At 72.8% G+C, this 25,428-nt stretch carries 18 protein-coding genes; 3 read left to right on the top strand and 15 right to left on the bottom strand.

The annotated features are described in order from the left end of the window. Nucleotides 1-51 precede the first annotated feature (51 nt). The 3 genes from ACFYXK_RS09110 to ACFYXK_RS09120 all read right to left on the bottom strand — a co-directional run bounded on the left by ACFYXK_RS09110 (nt 52) and on the right by ACFYXK_RS09120 (nt 6,123). The gene (locus tag ACFYXK_RS09110) at nt 52-2,022 is read right to left on the bottom strand and encodes a glycogen debranching N-terminal domain-containing protein (RefSeq protein WP_389410493.1); all 1,971 of its coding nucleotides are present in this window, start codon (nt 2,020-2,022) and stop codon (nt 52-54) included. A 254-nt stretch (nt 2,023-2,276) separates the two neighbouring features. Continuing rightward, a complete protein-coding gene (locus tag ACFYXK_RS09115; protein ID WP_389410494.1) occupies nt 2,277-3,539 on the bottom strand; it encodes a DUF4192 domain-containing protein in 1,263 nt (420 codons plus the stop codon). Nucleotides 3,540-3,963: 424 nt separating this feature from the next. Continuing rightward, nucleotides 3,964-6,123, bottom strand: coding sequence for a RecQ family ATP-dependent DNA helicase (locus ACFYXK_RS09120; protein ID WP_389410495.1), 2,160 nt, complete (start codon nt 6,121-6,123; stop codon nt 3,964-3,966). A 417-nt stretch (nt 6,124-6,540) separates the two neighbouring features. On the opposite strand from ACFYXK_RS09120, the gene ACFYXK_RS09125 reads away from it, so the two are divergent. Then, a complete protein-coding gene (locus ACFYXK_RS09125; protein ID WP_389410496.1) occupies nt 6,541-7,170 on the top strand; it encodes a hypothetical protein in 630 nt (209 codons plus the stop codon). A gap of 158 nt (nt 7,171-7,328) precedes the next feature. Here the strand turns inward: ACFYXK_RS09125 and ACFYXK_RS09130 are convergent, their stop codons facing one another. From ACFYXK_RS09130 to ACFYXK_RS09140, 3 genes are all read right to left on the bottom strand, one after another. Continuing rightward, nucleotides 7,329-7,988 carry a hypothetical protein gene (locus ACFYXK_RS09130; RefSeq protein ID WP_389410497.1) on the bottom strand — a complete coding sequence of 220 codons (660 nt, stop codon included), beginning with the start codon at nt 7,986-7,988 and terminating at the stop codon, nt 7,329-7,331. Between the two features lie 59 nt (nt 7,989-8,047). Continuing rightward, nucleotides 8,048-8,758, bottom strand: coding sequence for a ribonuclease HII (locus ACFYXK_RS09135; RefSeq protein ID WP_383509517.1), 711 nt, complete (start codon nt 8,756-8,758; stop codon nt 8,048-8,050). Between the two features lie 69 nt (nt 8,759-8,827). Beyond that, nucleotides 8,828-9,430: a TetR/AcrR family transcriptional regulator gene (locus tag ACFYXK_RS09140; protein ID WP_389410498.1), complete on the bottom strand. Its 603-nt coding sequence runs from the start codon at nt 9,428-9,430 to the stop codon at nt 8,828-8,830. Nucleotides 9,431-9,557: 127 nt separating this feature from the next. On the opposite strand from ACFYXK_RS09140, the gene ACFYXK_RS09145 reads away from it, so the two are divergent. After that, complete coding sequence (locus ACFYXK_RS09145) at nt 9,558-11,126, top strand: MFS transporter (RefSeq protein ID WP_389410499.1); 1,569 nt, start codon at nt 9,558-9,560, stop codon at nt 11,124-11,126. Between the two features lie 80 nt (nt 11,127-11,206). On the opposite strand, the gene ACFYXK_RS09150 is transcribed toward ACFYXK_RS09145, so the two are convergent. The 7 genes from ACFYXK_RS09150 to nrdR form a co-directional block, all read right to left on the bottom strand. Next, the gene (locus ACFYXK_RS09150) at nt 11,207-12,991 is read right to left on the bottom strand and encodes a DUF4153 domain-containing protein (RefSeq protein ID WP_389410500.1); all 1,785 of its coding nucleotides are present in this window, start codon (nt 12,989-12,991) and stop codon (nt 11,207-11,209) included. Nucleotides 12,992-13,211: 220 nt separating this feature from the next. Further along, the gene (locus tag ACFYXK_RS09155; RefSeq protein WP_389410501.1) at nt 13,212-14,129 is read right to left on the bottom strand and encodes an ADP-ribosylglycohydrolase family protein; all 918 of its coding nucleotides are present in this window, start codon (nt 14,127-14,129) and stop codon (nt 13,212-13,214) included. An 11-nt stretch (nt 14,130-14,140) separates the two neighbouring features. Further along, nucleotides 14,141-14,800, bottom strand: a complete 660-nt coding sequence (locus ACFYXK_RS09160) for a histidine phosphatase family protein (protein ID WP_389410502.1) — start codon at nt 14,798-14,800, stop codon at nt 14,141-14,143. A 73-nt stretch (nt 14,801-14,873) separates the two neighbouring features. Continuing rightward, on the bottom strand, nt 14,874-15,479 hold the full coding sequence (locus tag ACFYXK_RS09165; RefSeq protein ID WP_053787769.1) for a YdbC family protein: 606 nt from the start codon (nt 15,477-15,479) through the stop codon (nt 14,874-14,876). A gap of 32 nt (nt 15,480-15,511) precedes the next feature. Continuing rightward, complete coding sequence (locus tag ACFYXK_RS09170; protein WP_389410503.1) at nt 15,512-16,351, bottom strand: arylamine N-acetyltransferase; 840 nt, start codon at nt 16,349-16,351, stop codon at nt 15,512-15,514. A 232-nt stretch (nt 16,352-16,583) separates the two neighbouring features. After that, the gene (locus ACFYXK_RS09175; RefSeq protein ID WP_389410504.1) at nt 16,584-19,472 is read right to left on the bottom strand and encodes a vitamin B12-dependent ribonucleotide reductase; all 2,889 of its coding nucleotides are present in this window, start codon (nt 19,470-19,472) and stop codon (nt 16,584-16,586) included. Nucleotides 19,473-19,600: 128 nt separating this feature from the next. Further along, nucleotides 19,601-20,113, bottom strand: a complete 513-nt coding sequence (nrdR, locus tag ACFYXK_RS09180) for a transcriptional regulator NrdR (protein WP_383509541.1) — start codon at nt 20,111-20,113, stop codon at nt 19,601-19,603. Between the two features lie 469 nt (nt 20,114-20,582). Here nrdR and lexA point away from each other — a divergent pair, with 469 nt between their 5' ends. Next, nucleotides 20,583-21,374 carry a transcriptional repressor LexA gene (lexA, locus tag ACFYXK_RS09185; RefSeq protein WP_030301390.1) on the top strand — a complete coding sequence of 264 codons (792 nt, stop codon included), beginning with the start codon at nt 20,583-20,585 and terminating at the stop codon, nt 21,372-21,374. 119 nt (nt 21,375-21,493) lie between these two features. Here lexA and ACFYXK_RS09190 read toward each other — a convergent pair whose 3' ends face one another. Together ACFYXK_RS09190 and ACFYXK_RS09195 are read right to left on the bottom strand one after the other, a co-directional pair. Beyond that, a complete protein-coding gene (locus ACFYXK_RS09190; protein ID WP_389410505.1) occupies nt 21,494-23,464 on the bottom strand; it encodes an ATP-dependent DNA helicase in 1,971 nt (656 codons plus the stop codon). 52 nt (nt 23,465-23,516) lie between these two features. After that, nucleotides 23,517-25,391 (bottom strand): IucA/IucC family protein, encoded by a 1,875-nt coding sequence (locus ACFYXK_RS09195; RefSeq protein WP_389410506.1) that lies wholly within the window; start codon nt 25,389-25,391, stop codon nt 23,517-23,519. Nucleotides 25,392-25,428 lie beyond the last annotated feature (37 nt).

The following is a 25,428-nucleotide window of genomic DNA, read 5'->3' on the forward strand; positions in this document are numbered from 1 at the left end:
GCCGGACACCCCCCAGGTGCCGGGAGCCGGGCGTGATCCGAAAGGGACGGCCTAACCGCCCAGTTGGAGCGCATCGGCCGCCTCCTCCACCATGGCGAGGCCGAGCCGGCTGATCCGGGCGGCGAACGGCTGCCCCGATACCCGCAGGCCGCAGAAGCGGAGAGCGCCCAGGGGAGCGCCGGGCAGCGGGACCAGTGCGACCGTGCCCGCGGGGGCGTCGGGGCGGATCCCGGCGAGGGCGGTCAGGGCATGGACCCCGGCGGCCGCGGCCACCGCCGCGGGGCGGCAGGCCGCCGGGTGCGGAAGCGGGGCGCTGCCCACCGTGCGCTGCTCGGCGGCGTACATCTCCGGCAGCCGGTACCCGAAGCTCTCCGCGGCATCCAGCAGGCCGCGCAGGAGTCCGGCGGCCTCCTTCTCGAAACCGGCCTGGGCCAGCCCGGCGACCGCCACGGCGCTGTCGTACGCCCGCACCGCGCCCGAGCGGTGGCCGAAGGGGTTGTGGCCCGGCTCGCGGAACGCCATGCTGCGCAGCCCCCATCCGGAATCCATGGCGGGGGCCCCGAGGAGGCGGGCGAGCTGTTCGGTGCGGACCCGGTCCAGCAGCCCCGGGGCGAGCCGGCCGCCGCCCAGCAGCCCGGTGTCCAGGAGGTGGGCGGCGGCCCCCGTCAGCCGGGGCAGCGGCCGCCCGTCGGGGTGCAGGGCCGCTGCGGGCCGCCCGCCGTCCGGGCCGTCGATCCAGAACGCCGCCCGGAACCGCTCCCGCAGCGCGGCCGCCCACTCCCGCCACTCCTCGGCGCCGGTCCGCCCGCATCCGGCGAGCAGGTCGGCCCCGAGCAGCGCTGCCCGGTGGGCGTGGGCCTGGGTCTCGCAGCGGCGCGGACCGGGATCGGGATCGGCCAGGAACCCGTCCTGCCCCAGGGCGCCGCGCAGCCACTCCAGGCACCGCTCGGCCGCGGGGAGGAGCCGGGCGACCTCCTCCTCGGGCATCCCCCAGCGCCGGGCCTCGGCGAGCACCGCCGGGAAGGCGAGGGTCGCTTCGGTGCCGGTGCACCCCGGCGGCAGCTGCGGGCCCGCCCCGCGCAGCGGCCCCGGGATCTTCCCGGCGTCGGGGCCGCGGCCTGCGGTCTGGGTCCGGGCGAGGGTGCGCAGGGTGGCCGCGGCGAGCCCGGTCCCGAGCGGCAGTGCCATCCGGGCGGCCCAGAGGGACTCCGCCGGAGCCAGCCCGAGCCGCCAAGGCACCCCGGCCGCGGCGAACGCGTCCCCAGGCTCCTCTCGGTCCCGCATCAGCAGCGCGCCGAGGTCTTCGACGCTGGTGCGGAACCAGGCCTCGACCCGCGGGTCGTCCCCCTCGGCCCGGCCGTCGGCCAGCGGATTGGCCACCTGCCCGGCCGGGGCCCGCTCCGCGCGGTCCTGCGTGGTCCGCAGCTCGATGGTGCGGGACTCCCCCGGCCCCAGCTCGAGTTGCCAGCGCAGCAGTCCCGCCGAGGCGAGGGCGTCGTCCGGGGCCGGCTCGGCCGCGGTGACGGCCTGCGCCTCCCCGGTGCTCCAGCGCAGCCCGGCGGCATGCACCCCGGCCGGCAGTTCGGGCCCGGTCCGGCCGGCGGCCACCGCGGCGAGCTCCGCCAGGTCGGTGCCGAGCGACACCTCCACCGGGAGGCGCATCGGCCGGGCCGCGAAACTGCGCAGGGTGATCCGCTCGGTGCCGTCAGCGTGCCGGACCCGTTCCACGCCGATGTCGGGGTCGGGGCCGGCTTCGGCCCCGGTGCGGACGGTCGCGGTGAAGGCGGCCCGGTCGGAGCCGAGGCTGCGCCCCTGGACGGCGACCGGGTCGCGGCCGCCGACCCGGAGCACGCAGCGGGACAGCAGCCTGCGCCCGGAGCGGTAGATCCCGTCGATCCCCCGCCCGGTCAGCTGGCCGTGTTCCGGCGAGATGACCAGGCAGGGCGCGGCGACACAGATGACGGCGCCGTGCACGGGCGGCAACTCGGTGGTCCTGCGGGCGGGCGGTACGGAGTGGGCCATGGGTCGCCTTGTCTGGGCTGTCTGCGCTCCGGCCGGTTTCGCTGGGCGGCGCGGCCGGGCCCCCGCCACCCTCCAGGGGAACGCCCCCGCCCCCGCCCGGGTCACGGGCCCCGGGGGCGGCTGCGCCCGTACTGGGCCGTGCCGGTGACGCAGTCGTCGCCGCAGGGCGGTGATCGCAGCGCTGCGGATCCGCCGCAGGCGATTCCCTCCGCTCGGCCCCGGGCCCGCACCCCGGCCCCTGACCCGGTCCCGGCTCACTGTTCGCTCCCCGCGGTGCGGTGGGTCTCGCGGCGGGGCCGTGCCTCCCGGCGGCCCGGAGGGCGGGTGGTGGCCGCCGCACGCTTGCGGCGGGGTTCCCGGCGCCGCCGCTCCGCCCGCAGGCAGGCCCGCAGCCCCTCCGGGTCGATGCCCTCGTTGCAGGCGTGGTGGAGCAACTGGGCGAAGCGATATTCGGCATCGGCCCGCAGGGCCAGCCCGAGGGCGATCCGGGCGGTCGGCTCGTCGCCGGTGGACCACGAGACCCAGCCGGCGAGGGTGAGCGGGGCCGCGGCGTGCTCCCCGTAGGCCCCGACGCAGCGGCGGGCCAGCGCCCGCCACAGCCGCAGGGCGGGGGCCGCTTCCTCGCCCTCCATCCATTCGGCCGCGACGTCCCGGATCTCGCGGTCCTGGAGGCCGAGGATCACGGTGGCGGCCTCGTCGTCGCCGAGCAGGGCGTCGTCCCACTCGTCGGCTCCGGGGCCGCCCTCGACGGGCGGGGCGAGGGTCATCCGCCGCATCAGGGTGCGGGCCAGCGTGACGGTCTCCGCACCGACCTCCTGCTGGGTGGCCCCGTTGAGGATCCTCGGTACGAGGACTGCGGCCGCCCGGTCCAGGGCCCGCTCCATCTCCACCGCCGCACCGCCGCGCAGCGGTGCCAGCCGGCCCTCGATCTCCCGCAGGGAGCCCCTGACCTGGAGTCCGGCGAAGGTGGCCGTCGCCGCCATCACCGACGTGCCGGTCGCGGCCAGCGGGCTGCCCTCGGCCGGGCAGCACCGCTCGTCCGGGCAGCAGTAGGACCAGTACCGGCCTGCGGAGATGCAGAGCGCCTCCATCACGGGCACGTCGAGCGCGCCGCAGGCCAGCCGGATGCGTTGGGCCAGCGGCCGCAGCCGGGTCATCACGCGCTGGCCGCTCTCGCCGTCTGCCGGGTCCTGGCAGAGGAAGACGACGATGCCGTCGGGCTTGTCGCCGCGCCGTTCGCTGCCGCGGATCAGGCAGTCGGCGACCTGCCGGGCGGTGTCCTCCCATTCAGCAGGGGCCGAGGGGATGCCGACGCGGAGCCGGCCGCCGAAGCGGCCGCCTTCGCCGTGCACGGTGACCATGACGAGGGAGTCGGTGGGGTGGAATCCGAGCATGTAGGGCAGTGCGTCGGCCAGTTCGGCCGGACTGCACAGGGTGATCCGAGGGTCGAGGGGCGGTCCGGACGGGCTGATGGAGGGCCGGTCGGACGGGGTGCGCGGTTCGCGGTCGTTCGTCATGCCCCGACGGTCCCGCGGACGATCGGATCCCGAAACCCCTGTGGATAACCATTGATCGTTCAACATCCACAGGTTCACGGTGCCGTTGGCGCGATGCCGGAACCATCGCGTTGCATGGGGGCATGAACGCAGACCACCGGCTCACGCCCGCACCGTCGACTCCGCCCGGGGGCGGGAGTTCTGCGCGCCGACGAACGCCCGGCTCACGGTACGCGTGGGCCGGATGGGTCTCGGCGGTGCGCCGGACCAGGTGCAGGAGCTCGCCGATGCCAGCGCGCGGACCAGTTCGCCAAGGACGGCAAGACGGCCGCCCGTTGGCGACCGCGCGCCGCGACACGGACCTCGCGCCCGTCCGGGGACCGGCATGACCCGGTTGCGGGGTGCAGCCGGCTCCGCCGCGGAGTGCCGGCTGCGGGGGCGACGTTCAGCCTGCCGTCGCGAGGATCAGCGGAAGGACCGGCCCGCCGCCCGCCTGGCGCAGCAGGCGGGCAGCCACCGCCAGGGTCCAGCCGGAGTCGGAGTAGTCGTCGACGAGGAGGACGGGGCCGGGTGCCTGCGCCAGGGCGCCGGCCAGTTCCTCGGATACGGCGAAGGCGTCGGCCAGCGCCCTGAGGCGCTGGGCGGAGTTGCTGCGGCGTGCCGCGTGCGCGCCACCCGGTCCGGTGTAGGTCAAGGTGCCCAGGTACGGAAGGCGACCGATGTTCGCGATCCCCTCCGCGAGGGAGCCGACGAGCTGCGGGCGGGCGAGGGACGGGACGGCGACGACGCCCACGGGCCGGGGGGAGGCGTCCGGGACATCGGGTGCCCAGCCGCCCGCAGAGCGCGCCCAGTCGGCGAGGACGGCGACCGCGGCGTGCAGGACCTCGTCGGGAACCGGCCCGTCGGGCGCGTTCTCGGCCAGCAGGGGGCGCAGCCGGTTGCCCCAGCCGATGTCCGAGAGCCGGCCCAGGGCCCGCCCGGTGGAGCACTGCTCGCCGGCCGGGATGCGTCCCTTGAGGTTGATGCCCAGTGCGGGCATGCCCGTCGGCCACATCCGGCGCGGCTCGACCTCCACCCCCGGGCGGTCCAGCTCCTTCGCCGCCCCGCTCAGCGTCTCCGCCGACACGGAGGAATCGGCCCAGGCGCCGGCGCAGTTGTCGCACCGGCCGCAGGGGGCCGCCCCCTCGTCGTCCAGCTGCCGGCGCAGGAACTCCATGCGGCAGCCGGACGTGCCCACGTAGTCGCGCATGGCCTGCTGCTCGGCGGCCCGCTGGCGGGCGACCCACGCGTACCGCTCGGAGTCGTACGTCCACTCCCGGCCGGTCGAGGTCCAGCCGCCCTTCACCCGCTTGACCGCGCCGTCGACGTCGAGCACCTTGAGCATGGTCTCCAGCCGCGTGCGCCGGAGCTCCACCGCCGCTTCCAGCGCCGGTACGGACAGCGGCCGTCCCGCATCGGCCAGGGCCGACAGGGTCTGCCGTACCTGGGCCTCGGGCGGGAAGGCGGTATCGGCGAAGTAGCGCCAGATCGCCTCGTCCTCCTTGCCGGGCAGCAGCAGCACCTCGGCGTGTTCCACACCGCGCCCGGCGCGGCCGACCTGCTGGTAGTAGGCGATCGGCGAGGACGGCGAGCCGAGGTGGATCACGAAGCCCAGGTCGGGCTTGTCGAAGCCCATGCCCAGCGCCGACGTCGCGACCAGCGCCTTGACCCGGTTCTCCATCAGGTCGACCTCGGCCTGCAGCCGGTCGGCGTTCTCCGTCTTCCCCGTGTACGAGGCCACCGGGAAGCCGCGCTGCCGCAGGAAGGCGGCGGCCTCCTCGGCTGCGGCCACGGTCAGCGTGTAGATGATCCCCGAGCCGGGCAGCTCGTCCAGGTGCTCGGCGAGCCAGGCCAGGCGGTGCGCGGCGTCCGGCAGCTGCACCACGCCCAGCCGCAGGCTCTCGCGGTCCAGCGGGCCGCGCAGCACCAGGGCCTCGCCGGCGCCCGTACCCAGCTGCTCCGCCACGTCCGCGGTGACCCGGGCATTGGCGGTCGCGGTGGTGGCCAGGACGGGCACACCGGGGGCGAGGTCACCGAGCATGGCCCGCAGCCGGCGGTAGTCGGGGCGGAAGTCGTGGCCCCAGTCGGAGATGCAGTGGGCCTCGTCGACCACCAGCAGACCGGTGGTGGCCGCGAGCTTGGGCAGCACCTGCTCGCGGAAGTCCACGGAGTTGAGGCGTTCCGGGCTGACGAGGAGGACGTCGGTCTCGCCGCGCTCGACCTCCTCGTAGATCGTGTCCCACTCCTCCGGGTTGGCCGAGTTGATGGTGCGCGCCTGGATGCCGGCCCGCGCCGCCGCCTCGACCTGGTTGCGCATCAGCGCCAGCAGCGGCGAAATGATCACCGTGGGGCCAGATCCGCGCCGTCGCAGCAGGGCGGTGGCGACGAAGTACACCGCCGACTTGCCCCAGCCGGTGCGCTGCACCACCAGGGCCCGCCGGCGCTCCTCCACCAGGGCCGCCACCGCCTGCCACTGGTCCTCCCGCAGCCGCGCCGAACCTCCCGGCGCGCCCACGAGCTCGGCGAGGACGGCATCGGCTTCGGTGCGGAGCTCCAGGTTGTCCATGCCCCCATGCAACCGGATGGCACGGACAATCGGCCAATTCACCCAACGTGACGATCGAGTCACGGACGGCCTGCGCGTCGTGCGGCGCGATCGGCCCGCGCCGGGGAGCATGCCTCCACCGGGGCTGGACCGGGACCCCGGCGCCGCCGTCGAGTCTGGCCCGAAGCAAGTGTTTCCGCTGGTACTGGCGCTTCGGCCGTCGCCGAATGAGTCATCTTCGGTGTGACGGGGCAAGGATATGAACGGCATACCGGCGAATTCCGGTCGGCGGCGCCAATTGCTCGTTGCCGCATGCTCACGGGCCACGCGAGAATCGGAGTGCTCCCGCTCGGCTCGACGGCGCTCTTTGGGGCCGCGCCGCGGCGTGCCCGCACTCCAGCTGTGCCCGTCCGCGGGCGTGTACCCGAAGGGAGGACCGTGACCTTCGGATTCGCCCCGCCCTCGACCACGTCCCTGACACTGGCAGCCGGCGGCGCCAGCCGGCACGGCCGACTGCTGGAACCCGCCGAGTGGACATCGGCGGGCATCCCCCTCCTGCGCAATCCGCGCGAGGTGGTCAGCGGGCTGCACTCCCGGCACGGTCCGGTGCCCTCGACCGCGGTGATCGCCGTCCTCGGCCCCGAGGAACAGCTCGTCGCGAGCGCCTCGTTCGTCCAGCGCTCGGCCTCGGCCGACGGCTGGGAGTACCGCAACGCCCTGCTCGCCGCCCTGCGCCGGGTCCTCCCGCACGACCTGCGCCGCCGGACCCCGGTGCGGACGGCGGTCCTGCTGTACTGCCGCGAGGGCGACGAGCGGTGGACCGAGGAGGACGGCGCCTGGATGTGGGGACTGCGGGACGCCTGCACCCTGCACGGGCTGCGCTGCGGCGCGTACATCACGCTGACCCGCGGGGGCTGGCAGGTACTGGGCGAAGGCCGGGGCGGCCGGCGGCCCAGCTCCGACTCGCGGCCCGAGCGCCTCGGCGACACCGTGGCCGAGTTCCCCGCGGTGACCCTGCGCACCGGCGGCGGCGCGACCGAGGTCCTGCGCCGTACCGCCGCGCGCTGAGCCCCGCCGCACCCGTACCACCGGCCCGTCCGCGGGCAGCCCTCACAGCCGCACACCCTGGAGCGGGCGTACGGCAGGTCAGGCCTCGGGCGTCAGTGGGGCCGGCTCCGCCGGACACCCCCGTACCCCGCCCCTCGACCGCGCCGGGGTACGGGGCGTCAGACACCCGTGCCCAGCACGGAGTTGATCTGCTGGGGGTCGCCGCACACGATGAGCAGCGCACCGGCGCGCGTCAGCGCGGTCGGCAGGGCGGCGGCGGTCGCCTCGGCCGGTCCGCCGTTGGCCGCGAAGACCACGACGGGACGGCCCGCAGCGCGCTTGGCCTGCGCCGCGTCCGCGTAGAAGACGTCGTCCCCGGCATCGTGCAGGGCCCAGTACGCGGCCTCGCCGAAGGACAGCTCGTGAGCGGCCCACGGGTGCGGGTCGCCGGTGGTGAGCACAAGGATGTCGCCGGGCGCGCGCCCGGTGTCGAGCAGCAGGTCCACGGCCTCTTCGGCCGCGTCCAGCGCACCCTCGGCGGAGGCAGGGATCAGCTGGATCTGCGGCACCGCCGCGGAGACGGACGGTGCGGTGGTGGCGGCGGGAACGGGTCCGGGGGTGGCCTGCGGCGCACGCTGCGCGGGCGGGGCGGGCCTGGGAGCACCTCCCGCGCGGCTTGCCGCTGCGGGGGAGGGACCGGGGCGTCCGGGCCGCGGCACGGCGGCGGGACGCGGACCAGGTACGGGGCGGGGGGTCTGCGCGGTGCGGCTCGCAGCCGGCGTGACGCGGGGACCCTGGGCACTCTCGTGAATCTGAGGCTCCTCGGGGGTGAGAGGCATGAGTTGATGTCTATCAAACACCGGTACGAAACGTACCGGCGGGTGGCACGTGGGTGCGATCAGAAATCGAAGCCGAGTTGGCCTCCGTTTTCCAGCTCCACCGCCTCCTCGCTGCGGCGCACCTTCTTGAGGTGACGCCACCGGGGCAATGCGTCGAGGTACGACCACGAGAGCCGGTGGTACGGGGTCGGCCCCAGTTCCTCGAGCGCGGCCCGGTGCACGGGCGAGGGGTATCCGGCGTTGTGACCGAAGGCGAAGTCCTCGCAGCCGCCGCCCTGTTGACCGAGTTCGGCCATCATGCGGTCGCGCCTGACCTTGGCGATCACCGAGGCCGCCGCGACGGCGACGCAGGACTGGTCGCCCTTGATCACGGTACGAACCCGCCAGGGCGGGCCGAGATAGTCGTGCTTGCCGTCGAGGATCACCGCGTCGGGCCGCACGGGCAGCGCCTCCAGGGCGCGCTCCGCGGCGAGCCGCAGGGCGGCGGTCATCCCGAGTTCGTCGATCTCCTCCGGGGAGGCGTGCCCCAGGGCGTACGCGGTGACCCAGGCCTCGAGGACGTCGAGGAGCGCGTCGCGTCGTTTCTGGGTGAGCAGTTTGGAGTCGGTGAGCCCAGCGGGCGGCCGGCGCAGACCGGTGATCGCCGCGCACACGGTGACCGGACCGGCCCAGGCCCCTCGTCCGACTTCGTCGACCCCGGCGATGACCTTGGCACCGGTGGTTGCACGGAGGGAGCGTTCGACGGTGTGGGTGGGTGCTTCGTACGGCATGGCGCCAGCAAGGTTACGCCGCCCCGAGCCGCCTGCACACCCCGGCCCGGGTGGAGTCGGTTCCGCGTCTCACGCCCTGAGCAGCGGCACCATCACCTGATCGATCATTTCCGCGATGTCCGGATCCTTCCATTCACTCCCGCACACCTTCGCGCCGTACATCATCATCGCCGGAATGACGTCGGCGACGAACGGCCCGGTCGCATCCGGTCGCACGTCTCCCCGCTCGATCCCCCGCTGGACAAGCTCCCTGATCAAGCGGTGGGCGGGCTCGTGCAACCCTGCCCGGATCACGTCATGGAACCGGCCCGCATGGGCGTGGTCGCATTCGTGAAGGACGGCACGCAGCGCCTGGCCGGCCCGCGACTCCATCACGTCCCGCATCCGCACACACAACCGGAAGAGGTCGCCCCGGATCGATCCGTGGTCGGCGATCTCCCCGATCGGCGGCAGCCCGGTCCGCAGCACGTCGGCCACCAGGTCCGCCTTCGAGGGCCAGCGCCGGTACACCGCCGCCTTGCCGGTGTGGGCGCCCGCCGCGACTCCCTCCATGGTGAGCGCGTTCCAGCCGACGGTGCTCAGCTGCTCCAAGGCCGCGTCGAGAATCGCCCGTTCGAGTTCCGGACCCCGTCTGCGCCCCGGTGATGTCGCTGACCAGCGCGGACCCACCATCACCTCTGCCTCCGGCCGACCCACGCGCCCCTCGCACGTCGTTTTCAGCCTTAGTGAACGGTTGCGTTCACTATCAAGGTCCTCCTACCGTGGACCCGCAGTGAACGAATGCGTTCACTATTTCACTATGGGGGGTTCCACGGTGAAAGGCTCTCAACTCGCCACGCCCCGGATACCGGGCGCGGCCCGCCGGGAAGGCCGCCCGGGCGTGGCGCTCACGGTCATCGCCGCGTGCCAGCTGATGGTCGTCCTCGACGCGACGATCGTGAACATCGCACTCCCGCACATCCAGACCGCGCTCTCCTTCTCCACCACCGACCTGTCCTGGGTCATCAGCGCGTACACGCTGGCCTTCGGCGGCCTCCTGCTGCTCGGCGGCCGGGCCGGCGACATCCTCGGCCGGCGCCGCGTGTTCCTGACCGGAATCCTGCTGTTCACCCTGGCCTCCCTGCTCGGCGGCTTCGCGCAGGAGCCCTGGCAACTGCTGGCCGCCCGCGCCCTGCAGGGGGTCGGCGGCGCCATCGCCTCGCCGACCTCGCTGGCGCTGATCACCACCACGTTCGCCGAAGGTCCCGAGCGCAACCGGGCGTTCGGGGTGTTCGCCGCCGTCTCCGCGGGCGGCGGCGCGATCGGCCTGCTGGCCGGCGGGATGCTGACCGAGTGGCTCGACTGGCGCTGGGTGCTCTTCGTCAACGTGCCGATCGGCGTGCTGATCGCCGTGCTCACCCCGCTCTACATCACCGAGTCCGAGCGCCACCCGGGCCGGTTCGACATCGCGGGCGCCCTCACCTCCACCGGCGGCATGGCCTCGCTCGTCTACGGGTTCATCCGCGCCTCCGAGGACGGCTGGCGCGACGGGCTCACCCTCGTCTCGTTCGCCGCTGCCGTCGTCCTGCTCGCGCTCTTCGTGGCCATCGAGTCACGGGCCCACGAGCCGATCATCCCGCTGCGGATGTTCGCCGACCGCAACCGCGCCGGCACCTACCTGATCATGCTCGGCCTCGCCGCCGCGATGTTCGGCATGTTCTTCTTCATCGTCCAGTTCGTCCAGAACGTACTGGGCTTCTCCCCGATCCGGTCGGGGCTCGGCTTCCTGCCCGTCACCGTCGCGATCGTCACCGCCGCCGGCCTTTCGCAGCGCTTCCTGCCGCGCTTCGGTCCCAAGCCGTTCATGGTCGCCGGATCCGGCCTCACCGGCATCGGGCTGGCCTGGCTGACCCTCATCCGCACCGACAGCTCGTACGTCTCCGGGGTCCTCGGGCCGATGCTGCTGTTCGGTTTCGGCATGGGCCTGAACTTCGTGACGCTCACCCTCACCGCCGTCTCCGGGGTCGCCCAGCGGGAGGCGGGCGCGGCGTCCGGGCTGCTCAACGCCAGCCAGCAGGTCGGCGGCTCACTCGGCCTGTCGATCCTGGTCACCGTCTTCGGAACGGCCAGCCGCAGCGAGGGCGAGAAGCAGATGCCGGACTTCATGGCCCACGCCGATCCCGGGCAGGTGGCCGCCTTCACCGAGACCAAGCGGCTGCCCGACCCCTGGGGGGACCTCGTCCTCACCCAGGGCATCTCCACCGCGTTCATGGCTGCCGTCGCCATGGCCGGGCTCGCCCTGGCCACCGCGCTGCTGGTGATCCGGGTGCGCAAGAGCGACCTCGAGGCCCTCAACGGCGCCGCCGCGGAGGCCGGTCCGGCCGCCTGAGCCCGGTCAGGCGTACGGAGGTCCGGCCGCAGGGGACGATCCCGCGCGGCCGGACCTCGTACGGATCCGCCGCCGGGCGGCTACCCGATGGTGCGGCTGTCGAAGGCGCCCAGGCTCGAGCACACCTCGTACGAGGCCTTCACCGGGCGCTCGCGGAGGATCTGCCGGGCCCGGTACTCACCGAGGCTCATCGCGTACCAGGGCACCCGGCCGCGCCTCGACAGCTCGTTGTTGATGCCGCGCAGGGCGCACGAGCGGCGGGGTTCGGGCAGCCGGTCCAGGGCGGGCACCGCATCCGCCGACAGGGACTGGAAGTACGCGAGGTCGATCTTGCCGTCCTGCTGGAAGCGGGCCACGTTCCTCTCGGCGACCATCCCGTCCGGGGAGAGCAGCCCGAACGCCAGGACGGCGACGGCCGCGCTGCCCGCGACCGCGCGCGGCAGCCGGCTCGCACCGAACACCCCGGCAGCCATGATCAGTACGATGACCAGCCCGAGCCAGAGCTCCATCGCGGCCACCGACACGCGCAGCCGGGTCAGACCGTACGCGTCCACGTACAGGTCCATCCGACGCAGCGCGGAGGCGACCACCACCAGGGTCAGCGCACACAGCGTGCCCAGGACGACGCGGACGAAGCCTCGGTCGCCGGCCCCGCCGCGCGGGGCCCAGCGCAGGGCGAGGGCGATCACCGCGAGCGTGAGCAGGGTGGCCCAGAGCAGCTGCCAGAAGCCCTGGCGGGCGTACTCGGCGTAGGTGAGCCCGGTGCTCTCCAGGACCTTGTCGTAGCCGCCGAACAGGACGGCCAGCTGGACGGCGTTGAAGCCGGCGAAGAGCAGGTTGAGCACGGCGAGCGGGAGCGCCCATTCGACACGGGAGCGCGGCTTTCCGGGCGCCACCCGGATCCGGTCCCAGCGCGAGGGCGCCGCGGCGGCGCGGGCGGCGGCCAGTGCGAGGAAGGCTCCGAGCAGGAACAGCAGGAAGCGCACCGGGCTGTCGCCGACGGAGACGTCGGGGGTCAGCCCGCTGAGCAGGTCCGCGAAGGCGGCGTCGGCGGAGGCGAAGAGGGCGCCGAAGAGCACCAGCAGGACCACGGCCACCAGCGCCGCCTTGGCCACGGGCAGCCAGCGGCTCCGGTCGACCCCGCTGCCGCGCGAGCGCAGACCGCTCCAGGCCCAGCGGATCCCGAGCACGGCGGCGTCGACGAAGCCGACCGGGCTGAGCAGGACGCCGGGCCAGGTGCGGCTGCCGTGCAGGGCCAGTGCGCCGAGCATGACGGCGGCGAGCAGCGCGAGGGTGGAGGGCCAGCCGGCGTCGCGGAGCGCGGGTACGGCGAGGAGCGCGATGCAGCCGACCGCCCAGACCAGGGTCCAGGGGCGTGCGGTACGCCGGGCCGCGCGGGCGGCGGCGTACGCGGCGGCGACGGCGGGCACGACGGCGAGCAGCAGGCCGGGGCCGAGGCCGTCGCCGAGGAAGAGGGCCGAGGCGATGCCGGAGACGGCGGCGCAGACCAGCACGGCGGTGGGCACGGGCCCGGCCTGTCCTGGCCGCGCGGCTTCGGCCCAGGCGAGCGGCGCGATGGACCACGCCCCGGACTCGGCCCGCTGCTGGCGCAGTTGGTAGACCCGCCAGGCCTTGGGATCCCAGCCGGCCGGCGCAACACCCGCGGCCGGCCCAGCGGCAGGAGGTCCGGTGACAGACCCTGCCGCCGACGGCGCGGCAGGCTGTGCCGGGGCGACTGCTGCGGCCGGCCCTGGCGGCGGACCGGTGGCTGCGCCCGGCCCGGCCGTTGCCGGAGCCTGCTGCGCCGGATCGGCGGCCGGGCCCCCGCCCGCGTCCCCGGCCACCCCGTCGGTGTTCTCTGACATCGGGTTCCCCTCCCCTGTCGGCCGCCCCCGTCGTCACGACGGAGGCGGCAGCGCGCGGACAGGGTAGGCCCGTGACGTGCGGGTCCAGCCATACCGGAATGGTCCCTGTGGCAGGACCGTGACAATCGGAACGGGGTATGTCGCCCACTGAGGACGCCCGCTCCGCCGGCCCGGCGACCGGACTGCGAGCCCACCCTGCCCCGGGCCACCGCGCCGTCGGCTAATGCGCCGGCGTCTGCGGCAGCCAGGCCGGCAGGGCCTCCGTACGGGCCAGCCAGGCGGCGGGCAGCACGGCCTCCCCGCGCGCCCCCAGCACCCCGCCGACGATCGCGCAGGTCGTGTCGACGTCGCCGCCGACCTGCGCCGTGGTCCAGAACGCCCGCTCGTAGTCGTCCAGCGACCGCGCCGCCGACCACAGGGCGAACGGCACGGTGTCGTGGGCGCTGGTGCGCCGCCCGCAGCCCAGTACCGCCGCGACCGTCGTCGCGTCGCCGTAGTCCAGCATGTCCCGTGCCCGCCGCAGCCCCGCTCCCACGGCGCTGCGCGGCACCAGCGCGATCACCCCGTCCAGCAGGTCGGCGGCCTTCGGGGGACCTGCCGGAGCCGCCGCCAGTGCGGCCGCCGCCGCAACGGCCATCGCCCCGCACACCGCCTCGCGGTGCTGGTGGGTGGTGTAGGCGGAGATTTCCGCCTGGTGCGTGGCCTGCTCGGGGTCGTCGGCGTACCAGGCGCCCAGCGGCGCGATGCGCATCGCGGCGCCGTTGCCCCACGAGCCCTGCCCGTTGAACAGCTCGGCGGCCAGCGTGCGCCAGTCCTCGCCCTCCCGGACGAGTCGCAGCATCCGGTTCACGGCGGGCCCGTAGCCGCGGTCGAAGTCGTGGTGGTGGGCGAAGGAGCTCGCCAGGGCGTCCTGGTCGATGCGTCCGTGTGCGGCGAGGACGGCGACCACCGAGCAGGCCATCTCGGTGTCGTCGGTCCACTGCCAGGTCTCGGTGCCGGCGGGCAGCTCGCGGCGCTTGAGGAGGGGGTAGTTCACGGGGACGAAGTACTGGGAGCCCAGGGCGTCACCCAGAGCCAGCCCGCGGAGGCTGGCCATGGCGCGTGCGTAGCGCCTTTCGGAAGAGGAGTCAGCGGTCATCCCGCGTCACTCTAGCCGTCCAGGTCATAAGGCTCCGGTGTGGTCCACCGCTCAAATGGGCGGTCCATCCGGTACCGGCCGTCAGGACCCAGCAGAAGCACCCGGAATTCGCCGTTCCCTGGGTTGGAGAGGGCCTCGAACTCGGCCACCGACCAGTGGAACCAGCGCATGCAGAACAGCCGCATGGTCAGGCCGTGCGTCACGAGCAGTACGTTCGGTGGATGGTCCGGGGCCTCGAAGCTGCGGTAGAGGCTCTCCAGGAAGGACCCGACGCGGTCGTACACGTCCGCGCCCGACTCGCCCTGCGCGAAGCGGTAGAAGAAGTGCCCGTACGCGTCGCGGTACGCCTTCTGCAGCCGTACGTCGGCCCTGTCCTGCCAGTTCCCCCAGTCCTGCTCGCGCAGCCTCGGCTCCTCGCGCATCCGGACCCGGGCCGGGTCCAGCCGCAGCTCCCGGAAAGTCTGCAGGGTCCGGCGGTAGGGGGACACGTACGCGCTGACGGCTTCGTCGCCGAACAGCTCGCGCAGCCGTACGCCGGCCTCCGCGGCCTCGTCGTGCCCCCGGCGGGTCAGGCGCAGGGCGTGGTCGGGCTCCCGCTCGTACACCGTGTCATCGGCATTGCCCTCCGATTCCCCGTGCCGGACAAGGACGATGCGCCGTGGTCGTGCCATTCCCCGACCCTATTCGGCCACCGGCGGGCCGGGCACCCGGGCACGCCGGTCGGGCCCGCCGATCGTCGTACGGTCATACCGTCCAGGACGATTCGAGGTCGACGACGTCACCGGTGAGGGCTTCCACGTCGGCCTCGGTCTGGGCGCGCAGCGACAGCCGCTCGACCCGTTCCTGACGGTACTTGCCGTGTTCGGCGGCGGCGTGCCACATCGACAGCACGAGGAACTCCCGGCCCGGGGCCTCCCCGAAGAGGCCGCGGATCATTCCGGGTGAGCCGGCCATGGCCGGGTTCCACACCTTCTCCTGCATGAGGGCGAAGTGGTCCACGCGGCCCTCCCGCACCCGGGTGTGGGCCACGCGCACGACGTCCGCGTCGGTGAACCGCGGCTCGAAGCCGGTCTTCACGTCGAAGCGGTGGTCGAAGAGCGTGACCCGCGCATTGGTGTACGTGCCGGTCTGGGCCGCAGCCAGCCGGTCGTACGACCTGGCCATGAAGGAGTCGTAGAAGGAACGGCTCTCCCAGAACGCAAAGACATGCGCGACCCCCTGCCTCCCCCGGCTCCAGCCGCCGCCCTGTCCCCGGAATCCCGGCTCGCCAGGCAGCCCCGCCCATTTGCGCTGCCCGCGCTCGAACCCGCGTCGGTCCGTCACCGTGCAGCGAATCCACTTGACCAGCACCGCGCCATCGTACGGGCCCGGCGCGGCCCCGGTCAGTCCCTACGGCGGTTGATCCGTGCCAGTTCCTCCGCATCCCGCCCGGACAGCCGAAGCCCGAACTCCCGGTCGAGCAGCGCGAGCAGCTCGTCGGGGGCCACGGATTGCCGCTCGATCCGGCCGTCGGGATACAGGCGGCTGAGCTCCCGCCCCACGAGCGCCCGGCGGACGGGACCGGCCGGGTGCTGGACGATCACCTGCCCGACGAAGGCGGAACGGGGGTGGGAGGAGCTGTAGTGGTTGAGCAGGACGTAGTCGACGGGGTGGTAGCGCTGCGGGGAGAACGCGTACAGGTCCCGCCAGGTCCCCTCGCGCAGCATGCACAGCACGAGGATCCCGTCGCCCTCCTCGCGGACGGCGTACGTCCACTCCCCCTGCACGACCTCGGCTCCGGGCCGCGCCAGCGGGACGGGCTCGCGCGGGCCCTGGTGGCCGAACCCGGCGTCGCACAGCCAGGGTTCCCCCTCCACGGTGACGACGAGGACGGCGTGCGTCACCGCGAGCAGGGTGTCCCCCCGGGTGCGGTTGCGGGCGCCGCGCCCGGAGACCTCGAAGCCGATCCGCTCCAGGGCAGCGGCCAGCAGCGAGTTCTGCTCGTAGCAGTAGCCGCCGCGGCGGCCGTGCACGAGCTTGTCCTCGAGGGCCTTGACGCCCAGCTCGACGGGGCGGCCGAGCAGCACGTCCAGGTTCTCGAAGGTGATGGCGCCGGTGTGGGCCCGGTGCACTGCGTACAACGTCCCGAGGTCCGGCCGGAGTTCCCCGTCGTCCCCGACGGGCCCGTCGTAGCCGATCCGCGCCAGATAGGCATCGAGATCCAGCTGGTCACCGCTCCACATGTCTCCCCCGCTCCCGCTCGTGAAACCGCAGGCACTCGAACGCCCCCGCTGCGCACAATGATCACCATGAAGGCCGTGCGCACCAACCCGCTCTCCGCCCGCCCCGCCCGTCGGATCCCGCACTGAGCCCGGGACCCGGCGTCCGTGCACGACGAAGGGGACCGGCATCGGCCGGTCCCCTTCGTGAACTGCTGGTCAGCTACCCGCGCGGGCTACGCCCGGAGGCGGACGGTCAGCTGCAGCCGCTGGTCGAGCCGCAGCCCTCGCAGATGTAGCAGGAGCCTGCGCGCTGCATCTTCGTACCGCACGAGAAGCAGAGCGGGGCGTCGGCGGAGACGCCGAGCTGCATCTCGACCAGTTCGGCGTTGGAGTGCGCCGTCTTCGGGGCCTGGACCTCGACGGCAGCGGCCGGCTTCGGGACCGCCGGGACGGCGGCCAGCGGGGCCGACTGGGCCAGGGACTCCGTGTCGAGGTCGTCCTCGAGCGGCTCGTACGAGCCGGTGTCCAGGTGGCGCTGACGCTCCTCGGCGGTGTGGATGCCGAGCGCCGAGCGGGTCTCGAAGGGCAGGAAGTCGAGAGCCAGGCGGCGGAAGATGTAGTCGACGATCGACTGCGCCATCCGCACGTCCGGGTCGTCCGTCATGCCGGCCGGCTCGAAGCGCATGTTCGTGAACTTCGAGACGTACGTCTCCAGCGGGACGCCGTACTGCAGACCGACCGAGACGGCGATCGAGAAGGCGTCCATCATGCCCGCGAGGGTCGAACCCTGCTTGGACATCTTCAGGAAGACCTCGCCCAGGCCGTCGTCCGGGTAGGAGTTCGCGGTCATGTAGCCCTCGGCGCCACCGACCGTGAAGGAGGTGGTGATGCCCGGGCGGCCCTTGGGGAGGCGCTTGCGGACGGGGCGGTACTCGATGACCTTCTCGACCGCCGCGCGGATGGTGTCCTCCGCCTTGGCGGTGACCTCCTCCTTCTCCTCTTCCTTCTTCTTCGCGGAGAGGGGCTGGCCGACCTTGCAGTTGTCGCGGTAGATCGCGAGCGCCTTGACGCCCATCTTCCAGGCCTCGAAGTAGATCTCCTCGATCTCCTCGACGGTCGCCGACTCCGGCATGTTGACCGTCTTGGAGATCGCGCCGGAGATCCAGGGCTGGATCGCGGCCATCATCCGGACGTGGCCCATCGGGGAGATGGAGCGCTCGCCCATGGCGCAGTCGAAGATCGAGTAGTGCTCGGTCTTCAGACCCGGGGCGTCGACGACCACGCCGTGCTCGGCGATGTGCGCGACGATCGCCTCGATCTGCTCCTCCTGGTAGCCCAGGCGGCGCAGGGCCTGCGGGACGGTGCCGTTGACGATCTGCATCGAGCCGCCGCCGACGAGCTTCTTGAACTTGACCAGGGCCAGGTCCGGCTCGACACCGGTGGTGTCGCAGGACATCGCGAGACCGATGGTGCCGGTCGGCGCGAGGACGGAGGCCTGGGAGTTGCGGAAGCCGTTCTTCTCGCCGAGGCGCAGGACGTCCTGCCAGGCCTCGGTGGCCGCGGCCCAGATCGCGTTGTCGAGGTCGTCGGTGCGCGGCGCGACACCGTTGGCGTCGGCGTGCTGCTTCATGACGCGCTTGTGCGCGTCGGCGTTGCGGGCGTAGCCGTCGTACGGGCCGACGATGGCGGCCAGCTCGGCGGAGCGCTTGTACGCGGTGCCGGTCATCAGCGAGGTGATCGACGCGGCGAGGGTGCGGCCGCCGTCCGAGTCGTACGCGTGGCCGGTCGCCATCAGCAGGGCGCCGAGGTTGGCGTAGCCGATGCCCAGCTGGCGGAAGGCGCGGGTGTTCTCGCCGATCTTCTGCGTCGGGAAGTCCGCGAAGCAGATCGAGATGTCCATCGCGGTGATGACGAGCTCGACGACCTTGGCGAAGCGCTCGGCGTCGAAGGACTGGTTGCCCTTGCCGTCGTCGTTCAGGAACTTCATCAGGTTCAGCGAGGCGAGGTTGCAGGACGTGTTGTCCAGGTGCATGTACTCGCTGCACGGGTTGGACGCGGTGATGCGGCCGGACTCGGGGCAGGTGTGCCAGTTGTTGATCACACCGTCGTACTGGATGCCCGGGTCGGCGCAGGCCCACGCGGCCTCGGCCAGCTTGCGGAAGAGCGCCTTGGCGTCGACCTTCTCGATGACCTCGCCGGTCATACGGGCACGCAGGCCGAACTCGGTGCCGTTCTCGACGGCCGTCATGAACTCGTCGTTCACGCGGACGGAGTTGTTGGCGTTCTGGTACTGGACGGACGTGATGTCGTCGCCGCCCAGGTCCATGTCGAAGCCCGCGTCGCGCAGGGCGCGGATCTTCTCCTCTTCCTTCACCTTGGTGGCGATGAAGTCCTCGACGTCCGGGTGGTCCACGTCCAGGACGACCATCTTGGCCGCGCGGCGGGTGGCACCGCCCGACTTGATCGTCCCTGCGGACGCGTCGGCGCCGCGCATGAAGGAGACCGGACCCGAGGCGTTGCCGCCGGAGGAGAGGAGCTCCTTGGAGGAGCGGATGCGGGAGAGGTTCAGGCCGGCGCCGGAGCCGCCCTTGAAGATCATGCCCTCTTCCTTGTACCAGTCGAGGATCGACTCCATGGAGTCGTCGACGGCAAGGATGAAGCAGGCCGAGACCTGCTGCGGCTGGGGCGTGCCGACGTTGAACCACACCGGGGAGTTGAAGCTGAAGATCTGGTGCAGGAGGGCGTAGGTCAGCTCGTGCTCGAAGATCTCCGCGTCGGCGGGGGACGCGAAGTAGTCGTAGTCCTCGCCGGCCTTCGTGTACGTCTTCACGATGCGGTCGATGAGCTGCTTCAGACCGGTCTCGCGCTGCGGGGTGCCGACCGCGCCGCGGAAGTACTTGCTGGTGACGATGTTGACCGCGTTCACCGACCAGAAGTCGGGGAACTCGACGCCACGCTGCTCGAAGTTCACCGAGCCGTCGCGCCAGTTGGTCATGACGACGTCACGGCGCTCCCAGCTCACCTCGTCGTACGGGTGCACGCCGGGGGTGGTGTGGATGCGCTCGATCCGAAGGCCGCTCTTGGCAGTCTTGGTCCCCTTGGCGCGGGAACCTCGTGCCGAGCCGCTCGCCGTCTCTGTCATGCCGCTTCCTCCCATATGCGGGCAAAAACGCCCTAAAGTGCCAGCGCTATTCCGCGGCACGGTCTGTCTTGTATCTACGTTTCTTCGCCTGAGCCTTCCGGGCGGCCGCGCTGCGCTGCGGCCCCCGGTCAGTCGGCGGCGGAGGCGGGCACGGGGACCTGGACGGTCCCACCGGGCTCGCACTCTTCGGGGTGAGGCCGCGGCACGCGGAGCTCCGCGATGGCGGTCTCGAAGTCTTCGAGTGTGTCGAACGCCTTGTAGACGGACGCGAACCGGAGGTACGCGACCAGATCGAGCTCCTGCAACGGGCCGAGTATGGCCAGACCCACGTCATGGGTGGTCAGCTCGGCACTCCCGGTGGCGCGCACCGCCTCCTCGACCCGCTGGCCGAGCTTGGCGAGGGCGTCCTCGGTGACCGGCCGCCCCTGGCACGCCTTGCGCACGCCGGAGATGACCTTGGTACGGCTGAAGGGTTCGGTCACCCCGCTGCGCTTGATCACCATCAGCGAGGCCGTCTCCACCGTCGTGAAACGACGGGAGCAGTCGGGGCACTGACGGCGCCGACGGATCGACGTGCCGTCGTCCGTGGTGCGGCTGTCGACGACGCGGCTGTCGGGGTGCCTGCAGAAGGGGCAGTGCATGGTTCCCTCACCCTCCCTCTTGGCACGACTGAATCACCTCACGAGGCCCCTGAACGACGGGGACGGGTCCCTGTCGGGGGCTCGTGAAGCAGCCACCAGCATATGCGATGCCGAGGGCCTCGATGGACCGAGGACCACAACTTCTGGGCGGCAGCGCACATCCAACCACTAGATCTTGGGTTGTGGTGGATTTCGTTCGCTCCGCGTGTCGCCGCGTCCGATGCCCGGACCCGGGCCCTTCCGGTGCCACACTGGGCGCGGGACCGGAAGGCGGCGATCCGACCGGGAAGGGTACCGTAAACAGCGGAGCCGGGACCGAACTCGCGTTCGGCGGACCGATCGTCCATACACCCCTTGTTCTGACCACGCCGGACGATCTGCGATTTTTCACTCGAACGTGTGTTTGGCGCAACCTTTCGAAAGCTACTACCGTTGTCCAGCTAGGGAGAACATTTCGAGAGGGGCCGACGTGACCACCACCGCAGACAGTGCCACCATCACTGCCCAGAACCGCTCCCAGAGCCGACTCGAGCCGGTGCATCCCATGAATGACGCAAGCCTGAACCCGGAGGCGGAGCCCGTACGCCCCGCACGATCGCTGCCAGGCCGACCTCCAGGCATCCGCGCCGACAGCTCCGGGCTCACGGACCGGCAGCGGAGGGTCATCGAGGTCATTCGCGATTCGGTGCAGCGGCGCGGCTACCCGCCGTCGATGCGGGAGATCGGCCAGGCGGTCGGCCTGTCCAGCACGTCGTCGGTCGCGCACCAGCTGATGGCGCTCGAGCGCAAGGGCTTCCTGCGCCGGGACCCGCACCGCCCCCGGGCGTACGAGGTCCGCGGCTCCGACCAGCCCAGCTCGCAGCCCACGGACACCACCGGCAAGCCCGCCGCCTCGTACGTCCCCCTGGTCGGCCGGATCGCGGCCGGCGGCCCGATCCTCGCCGAGGAGTCGGTGGAGGACGTGTTCCCGCTCCCCCGCCAGCTCGTCGGCGACGGAGAGCTCTTCGTCCTCAAGGTCGTCGGCGACTCGATGATCGAGGCCGCCATCTGCGACGGCGACTGGGTCACGGTCCGTCGCCAGCCGGTCGCGGAGAACGGCGACATCGTCGCCGCGATGCTCGACGGCGAGGCCACCGTCAAGCGCTTCAAGCGCGAGGACGGCCATGTCTGGCTCCTCCCGCACAACGCCGCCTACCAGCCGATCCCCGGCGACGAGGCGACCATCCTCGGCAAGGTCGTCGCGGTACTGCGCCGGGTCTGACCCCGCGCCCCCATCCGGCTCCGGGACCCACTGCGCCGGTCCCGGAGCTGCTCCTTTTCACGGCCGCCGTCGGGGTTGCTCAGTTGACCGCCCTCGGGGCTGCTCGATCGAGGGCTGAGCTACTTGCCCTCGCTTTGCGCGGCGGCGTCGATGGCGGCCAGAGAGCGGCGGGCCTGGTTGCGGTCCGTGGTGTACCAGAAGTCCGGCAGCGTGGCCCGCAGGAAGCTCCCGTACCGGGCCGTGGCCAGCCGGGGGTCCAGGACAGCGACGACACCCCGGTCGCCGCCGGCCCGTACGAGCCGACCCGCCCCCTGGGCCATCAGCAGCGCCGCATGCGTGGCCGCGACGGCCATGAAGCCGTTTCCGCCGTGCTCCTCGACCGACTTCTGCCGGGCGCTCATCAGCGGGTCGTCGGGACGCGGGAACGGGATCCGGTCCATGACCACGAGCTGGCAGCTGGGACCGGGCACGTCCACGCCCTGCCACAGCGACAGTGTCCCGAACAGGCAGGTCTTCGGGTCCGCCGCGAACGCCTTGATCAGCTCGCCCAGCGTCTCCTCGCCCTGGAGCAGGATCGGGTTGTCGAGCCGGCCACGCAGCTCCTCGGCGGCCGCCTTGGCACCCCGCATGGAAGAGAACAGGCCGAGGGTGCGGCCCCCGGCCGCCTCGATCAGCTCGGCGAGCTCGTCCATCATGTCGCCGCGGGTGCCTTCCCGGCCGGGCGTGGCCAGGTGCTTCGCGACGTAGAGGATGCCCTGCTTGGGGTAGTCGAACGGCGAGCCGACGTCCAGGCCCTTCCAGACCGGTGCGTCCTCCCCCTCGACCCCTTCGGGAGACAGGCCCAGCGAGGCCGCGACCCCGTTGAAGTCACCGCCCAGTTTGAGGGTCGCCGAGGTCAGGACCACCGAGCGGTCCTCGAACAGCTTCTCGCGCAGCAGCCCGGACACCGACAGCGGGGCGACCCGGAGGGTGGCGCCGAAGCGGTCGTGCCGCTCGTACCAGAGCACGTCGTACTCGGAGCGCAGCAGGATCCGCTCGGCCACCCCGTGGACGCTCTCCACCGCGGCCAGGGCCTGCTTGCGGACGGCGTCCTCGTCGTGGACGGACTTGTCGCGGGTCGCACCGATCGCCGAGATGACATTGCGCGCCGCGTCCCGCAGGGCCGCCAGCGCGTAGCCGAGGTCCTCGGGGACCTCCTCCAGCCGGCCCGGGAGGGCCAGCTCCATGACGCGCTCGAAGGACTCGGACGCGGTCTGCAGCGCATCCGCGGTCTTCTCGTCGACCAGCTTGGCCGCGCGCTTCACCGCGCGGTTGACCTGGCCCGGGGTGAGCTCACCGGTGGCGACCCCGGTCACCCGGGAGACCAGCTCGTGCGCTTCGTCCACGATCAGCACCTCGTGCTGCGGCAGCACCGGGGCGCCCTCGATGGCGTCGATGGCCAGCAGCGCGTGGTTGGTGACGACCACGTCGGCGAGCTTGGCCCGCTCGCGGGCGGCCTCGGCGAAGCACTCGGCGCCGTACGCGCACTTCGTCGCGCCCAGGCACTCCCGGGAGGAGACGGAGATCTGCGACCAGGCCTTGTCCGAGACGCCCGGGGTCAGGTCGTCCCGGTCGCCGGTCTCGGTCTCGTCGGCCCAGTCGCGCAGGCGCAGCAGGTCCTGGCCGAGCTTGCTGGTGGGGGCGGCCGCCTCGAACTGGTCGAAGAGGCCCTCCTCCTCATCCTGCGGCGCGCCCTCGTGGAGCCGGTGCAGGCACAGATAGTTGGACCGGCCCTTGAGCATGGCGAACTGCGGGCGGCGGCGGAGCTGCGGGTGCAGCGCGTCGACCGTCCGGGGCAGGTCGCGCTCGACCAGCTGCCGCTGGAGGGCGAGGGTGGCGGTGGCGACGACCACGCGCTCGCCGTGCGCGAGGGCCGGAACCAGGTAGCCGAGGGACTTGCCGGTGCCGGTGCCGGCCTGGATGAGCCGGTGCGTGTTGTCGTCGATCGCTTCGGCGACGGCTTCGGCCATGGCCACCTGGCCGGGCCGCTCCGTGCCGCCGACGGCGGAGACGGCGGCGTGCAGGAGGTCGGGGAGGGAGGGCTTCGTCATAGCAATGACAACCCTACGGGGCGCCACCGACAGTGACCGCCACGACGATGATTCATGGCCAGTACAAGGGGTTGGGCACGGTGCCGTACTCCACCGCGTGCGGGCGGTCGGGACGGTCGCGGTAGCCGTCCTCGTACAGCCGGTTCCGGTTCAGGCAGAGCCGCCCGATCCGCTCGCCGAGCAGGTCGAAGAGCTCGTGGCGCTCCTTGAGCTCGGGGAAGCGGGCCTGGTGGCGCAGGATCTCCGCCCGTACGAGCGACCAGAACTCCTCCTCCGGGACGCCGAGGCGGTCCTCGCACAGTGCGGAGAGGTAGCGGAAGACCCCGACGAAGAGACCGGAGTGGATGTACTGGGGCAGGAAGTCCGCGGGCTTGTCGCGCAGTGCGGCGCGGACCTCGGAGGGCATGGCGGCGAGCTCGGGCAGCGGCTCGCGGCAGATGTTGATCTCGTCCACGAAGTCCTTGAGGGCGACCCGGACCGGGACCTCGTGTTCGTCGAAGATCACGGCGGCGTTCTCCCCGTGCGGGGAGAAGACGGTGCCGTAGCGGTAGAGGAAGTGGAGGAGCGGGGGCAGCAGAGCGGTGAAGAGCCGCTGGAGCCAGCGGGCCGGCGCGAGCCCGGACCGGGCGACGAGCTCGGCGGTGAAGGACCGGCCGCGCGGGTCGACGTGGAGGAGGGAGGCGAGCGTACGGGCCCGCTCGCCGGGGGCGAGCCTGCTGGTCAGGGGCTCGCGCCAGATCGCCCCGAGGAGCTCCTTGTACTGGTAGGGGGCCTCGGGGAGCTCGTCGTAGACGGGGTGGCGGACGGTGACCGAGGCGACCTCGCCGAGGAGGACCACGCGGCATTCCTCGCGGAGGAACGGGTCGGCGTCGTGGAGGGAGCGGATCCAGGCGGTGACGGCGGGGGCGGCGGCGCAGCGGTCGGAGGGCAGGCCGCGCCAGACGAGGGTGTTGAAGACGGAGAGCGGCAGCTTGACGCTGTGCCGGTCGGGGCGGGTGAGGTTGAGGAAGGTGCGGATGGACTGCTGCGGGATGCGTATGTCGGGGTCGGCGGGGAGCGGGACCAGGGCGCCCGAGGCCAGGGCCGGAGCGAAGAGGGGGAGAACGATCTCGTCCCACTGCCAGGGGTGGACCGGGAGGTAGAGGTAGCCGAGCGGGTCGAGGCCGCGGGCGCGCAGGGTCCGGTCGAAGGCGGCTCGGGTGACGGGGTCGAGCTCCTGGGCGTAGAGGCGGGCGGGGTCCTCCAGGCCGGCCGTGCCGCGGTAGGCGGCGAGGGAGGTGTGGGCAGCGAGCCAGGGCAGCCGCTGGCGGGTGCGGGCCTCGGGGGCCCAGGCCGCGGTGTCCGCGGCGGACAGGCCCATGCGGCCCTTGTTGAGGACGAGCCAGGGGTGGCCGGTCTGGTGCCCTTCGAGCTCGGCGTGGTCGAGATCGGCGAGGACGTCGGCGGTGAGTGCGGTGTGCGCGATGCGGGCGTCGGCGGCAAGGGTGGCGCTGAGCTCGCGCACCAGGTGGCCGAGGGTGGCGCCGTCGAGGCCGAGGAGGGTCCGGGTGCGGATCAGGAAGGCGTACGGGTCCGCGAAGGCGGTCGGGGGCCCGGGCGGCGGGGGCGGCGGGGTGAGGGTGACGGTGTCGGGAGCGACGTGCCAGCTGCCGTAGGCGCGGCGGCGGGCCCGGAAGCCGAGGCTGCTGCCGTCGTCGAGGGTCAGCTGCCAGGCGTCGCCGGAGGTGGTGCCGGGGGCCGGGACGGGCCTGATGATCTCCTCGTACGCGAACTCGCCCAGCATCTTGGCGAGCAGCCGGCGGGCGGCGGACGCCCAGGTCGCACTGTTGAGTTCGGGCGGCGTGCAGGGGTGCTGGGGGAACGGCGGAGCGGCAGGTTCCGAGCAGTGGGGGCCGGCGGAGTCGGGGGTGGCGGGGAAATGCGGCACGGGACTCCTCGGGTATCGGGAACTTTGCTGCGCGACG

This window comes from Streptomyces sp. NPDC002209, from assembly GCF_042890265.1.
Classification (GTDB): Bacteria; Actinomycetota; Actinomycetes; order Streptomycetales; family Streptomycetaceae; genus Streptomyces.